The sequence below is a fragment of the uncultured Albimonas sp. genome (genome assembly GCF_963977235.1).
Classification (GTDB): domain Bacteria; phylum Pseudomonadota; class Alphaproteobacteria; order Rhodobacterales; family Rhodobacteraceae; genus Albimonas.
In genome coordinates this window covers 1-3,518 of sequence record NZ_CAXBOD010000131.1, presented here as the reverse complement: position 1 = coordinate 3,518, position 3,518 = coordinate 1, and the positions used below count along the sequence as shown (strand labels likewise).

The 3,518-nt window shown below is 72.5% G+C and carries 4 protein-coding genes; 1 reads left to right on the top strand and 3 read right to left on the bottom strand.

The window, feature by feature from the left end; genetic code table 11:
• The first annotated feature begins 33 nt into the window (after positions 1–33).
• On the top strand, positions 34–1,155 hold the full coding sequence (locus AAC134_RS23620) for a c-type cytochrome (protein WP_339952229.1): 1,122 nt from the start codon (positions 34–36) through the stop codon (positions 1,153–1,155).
• Between the two features lie 381 nt (positions 1,156–1,536).
• On the opposite strand, the gene AAC134_RS23615 is transcribed toward AAC134_RS23620, so the two are convergent.
• The 3 genes from AAC134_RS23615 to AAC134_RS23605 all read right to left on the bottom strand — a co-directional run.
• Positions 1,537–2,052 carry a sigma-70 family RNA polymerase sigma factor gene (locus AAC134_RS23615; RefSeq protein ID WP_339952227.1) on the bottom strand — a complete coding sequence of 172 codons (516 nt, stop codon included), beginning with the start codon at positions 2,050–2,052 and terminating at the stop codon, positions 1,537–1,539.
• Positions 2,053–2,568: 516 nt separating this feature from the next.
• A complete protein-coding gene (locus AAC134_RS23610; RefSeq protein WP_339952225.1) occupies positions 2,569–3,270 on the bottom strand; it encodes a Crp/Fnr family transcriptional regulator in 702 nt (233 codons plus the stop codon).
• A gap of 55 nt (positions 3,271–3,325) precedes the next feature.
• Positions 3,326–3,518 (bottom strand): hypothetical protein (locus AAC134_RS23605; protein WP_339952223.1); only part of this gene is annotated, 193 nt, incomplete at its 5' end.

The window sequence follows — 3,518 nt, the reverse complement described above, 5'->3', positions numbered from 1 at the left end:
CGGCCGCGCGATCCGTAGCGAAGAGGCCAGCTCATGAGCGACCGAGGCATCCGCACCGCAACGCTGGGCCGGATCGCCGCCGGGCTGGTCGTGCTGGGTCTCGTGGTCTTCGCCGGCGGGCTCGTGCCGATCGGGGCGGCGGGCGGGCACACGACCGTCGCAAGCTGGGTCCTGCACACGGCGATGCGCCGGGCGGTCGCGTTCTACGCGATGGGCGCCGAGGTCCCCGACCTGTCCGCCCCCGGCCTCGCCCGGCTGGGCGCAGGCCAGTTCGAGAGCGGCTGCGCCCCCTGCCACGGCAGCCCGGCCGGGCCCTCGGGCGGGGCGGCGCAGGCGATGCTGCCGCCGCCGCCGGACCTGAGCGACGCCGCCGATCACTGGACGCCCGCCGAACTGCACTGGATCGTCGACCAGGGGGTGATGATGACCGGCATGCCCGCCTGGCCCGCCCGTCATCGCGAGGACGAGGTCTGGGCGATGGTCGCCTTCCTGCAGCGCCTCCCGGAGCTCGACGCGCAATCATACCGCGCGCTGGCCTACGGCGAGGCCGAGGGCCCCTCGCGCGGGCTGACCCTGCCAGCCGATCCCCCCATGGCCGACTGCGTGCGTTGCCACGGGCTCGAGGGAAGGGGGCCGGAGGGCGAGGCGGCCGTGCCCGGCCCCATCCCGCGGATCGACATCCAGCCTCGGCCGGCGCTGGAGCGGGCGCTGCTCGACTATGCCGAAGGACGCCGAGCGAGCGGCCCCATGCGCCATGCCGTGGCGGGGCTGAACGCGGCGACGCTCTCCGATCTCGCCGCTCGATACGCCGAGGCGGAGACCGACCCCGCGCCCGCCCTCGACCCCACGCAGGCCGCCTCCGAGCAGTTGGCGCGGGGCGAGCGGATCGCCGCGCGCGGCCTGCCCGAGCAGGACGTGGCCGCCTGCGACGCCTGCCATGCGCCTTCGGGCGAGCGGGTGCGGGAGGTGTTTCCGCGCCTGGCCGGACAGCGGGCGGGCTATATCGAGGCGCAGCTGCGCCTCTACCTCGCCGATCCGCCTGTCGGCGGCGGACGCTTCGCCGAGTTGATGACCCGCGCGGCCCACCAGCTGCCGCCCGAGGATGTCCCGGCCGTAGCGCAATGGTACGCCTCCCGGCCCCCGGCGCCGCGCTGATCGGCCGTTGCGAGGGCCAGCCCAACAGAGGCGCGACGCGTCCGGCCCGGGCCCGCCGCGCTCTGCAAGAAGGGGCATCGGAAGGAGAAGGCAGGGGGCGCATGCCCCGAAGGGCGCGCCGAATGGCCGGTCGGGGGGCCGCGAAGGCCGCGCGCAGCGGGCCGGGGAGGCCTAGAGCACGCTCAGCAAAAGAACTGCGGCCGCTACGGCCACCACGGAAATGAGGATCTGCCGGTCCTTGGCTCGGGCATCGCGTCTCATGGGGTCGCTCCTTCTCGAAAGCCGGAAAGCGACGGGGGGAAGCGCCGCGGGAGCGGCGCAGGCTGGCGCGAAGGCCCTGGAGCACGGCCGCCGGCAGCGGTTGCGGCCCCGGCGCGGATCTCAGCGCGCGTCGGGGTCGAGCTGCTGAATCACCATCTCGCGGCCACGGGCGACGCGGCTTTTGACCGTGCCGACCTTGCACTTGCAGATCCGGGCGCTGTCCTCGTAGCTCTCGCCCATCACCACGACCAGCACCATCACGGTGCGGTAGTGCGGGGGGAGGGCGTGGATGGCGTGCATCGTCTCGCGCCCCATCAGCGACCAGTGCTGGGTCGCGGGCGTCCTCACGCCGCCGGCCACGCAGTCGGCGTCGCCCGGCCGCTCCCGCCCCGCCTTCATCGCCGAGGTGCGGAAGGTGTTGCGCATGATCGTGAACATCCACGCGCGCAGGTTGCTGCCGGGCCGGAACTGGCCCCGCTTGGCCAGGGCCTTGAGCATGGTCTCCTGGAACAGGTCGTCGGCATCCGGCTTGCGCCGGGTCAGAGACGTCGCATAGGCGCGCAGCGCTGGCGTCTGATCGAGGATCTCGGTCGTCGACACGTCGGGCGCCGCGGGGGCTGCGGGGCTGTCGAACATCGTCTGGATCTCCTGGGGGAAGGAGCCATGGGCTCAGTCGCCCCGGCCGGGCGTCCGGCCGGGTTGCCGAGGTCCAGCGACGCCGCCGGACGGTCCGAGGGGCGGGGTCCCCCCGGGCGGACGCGGGGCCGGGCCCGACGCGCGGGCTTTGGCCTCCTCGCCGGCGACGTGCTGTTCCGCCCGTCGCAGGCGCTCGTCGTCGCGGCCGCGGGGCCCATCCTCCGGGCGGCCTTCTCGCCGCCAGAGTTCGGTCGCCCTGGTCAGAGCGCGGGCGTGTCGATCATCTCTCATCGGGATGCCTCCGGGTTCCGCGTCTCTCGTCAACGTAGGGCCGACGTTCCCTCCACCAAGTCCGAGCGTACAGATCCGTACGAAGTTCGCTTTACTTCCCCACTAACAAATGACACATGCGAATTTCGGATCGATGACTTGAAATCGTCGCAAAGCGCTGCGCGACAGGACCGAATCCGCCGCCGGCCCGGCGAGCGCGGGCGGCCCGTCGCCAGCGGACGCGGATCATCCGATCAGGCGCGCGTATTCCGCCTCGGGCAGGCCGTAGGAGCCGTCGGCGGCGGCGATCAGGCCGGGTCGGTCGAGCACGGCGACGCTGCCGCGGTTGAGCCCGATCAGGCCCTGACGCTCCAGATCGTGCATCGCCTCGGTGACCCCGGCGCGGCGCACGCCCAGCATCACCGACAGGAAGGCGTGGGTCAGCGGCATCTCCGGCTCGTCGATGCGGTCGCTGCACATCAGGAGCCACCGCGCCAGCCGCTGGTGCATACGGAACTTTGCGTTGCTCAGGCCGGTCTGCGCCGACTGGACCGTCCGCACATGGACATAGCGCAGCAGGAACGGGCGCAGGGTGGGGCTAAGCTCCATCGCATTGCGCAGGGTCTCGGCGGCGATCCGTCGCCCGACCCCCTCGACCTGCATGAAGGTCTCGTGCGGGGAGCGGTCGACCCCCAGCACCACCGACAGGCCCGACATCCCGTCGCGGCCGAACAGTCCGCTTTCCACCCGTCGGTCGCGGCGCCCGACCGCGATCACCGAGCCGATGCCCCGCTCGGGGAAATAGACGTGCTCGATGGGGAGGTCGGGCGTCTCCAGACGCTGGCGCACGGAAAGGGCGACCGGCTCCAGCGCCTCGCGGATCAGGTCGGCGTCCTGGGGCGACAGCGTCGCCAGCAGCCGGTTCCGGCTGGAGGAGAGAGGGGTCATCGGGGTCATCGTTCGTCGGTGTCGGACTGCGGCGACGGGCCGGACGCGCGCGGCATCAGAGCTCGAACCGGACCGGCGTTCCCTTGTATGCGGGAGTCTGGGAATTCTTCTCGTGGTATCCTAAGGGGACCAGCGGATTCAGCTCGGGGAAATAGCCCGCGACGCAGCCCGGCGGCAGGTCGTAGGCCGTGACCCGCAGGTCCGTCACGCGGCGGGTCACGCCATCGTCCACGGCGCAGACCAGGGTC

Coding starts and splice junctions, on each gene's coding strand:
- AAC134_RS23620 (WP_339952229.1), top strand. CDS start 34: ATGAGCGACCGAGGCATCCGCACCGCAACGCTGGGCCGGATCGCCGCC.
- AAC134_RS23615 (WP_339952227.1), bottom strand. CDS start 2,052: ATGTTCGACAGCCCCGCAGCCCCCGCGGCGCCCGACGTGTCGACGACC.
- AAC134_RS23610 (WP_339952225.1), bottom strand. CDS start 3,270: ATGACCCCTCTCTCCTCCAGCCGGAACCGGCTGCTGGCGACGCTGTCG.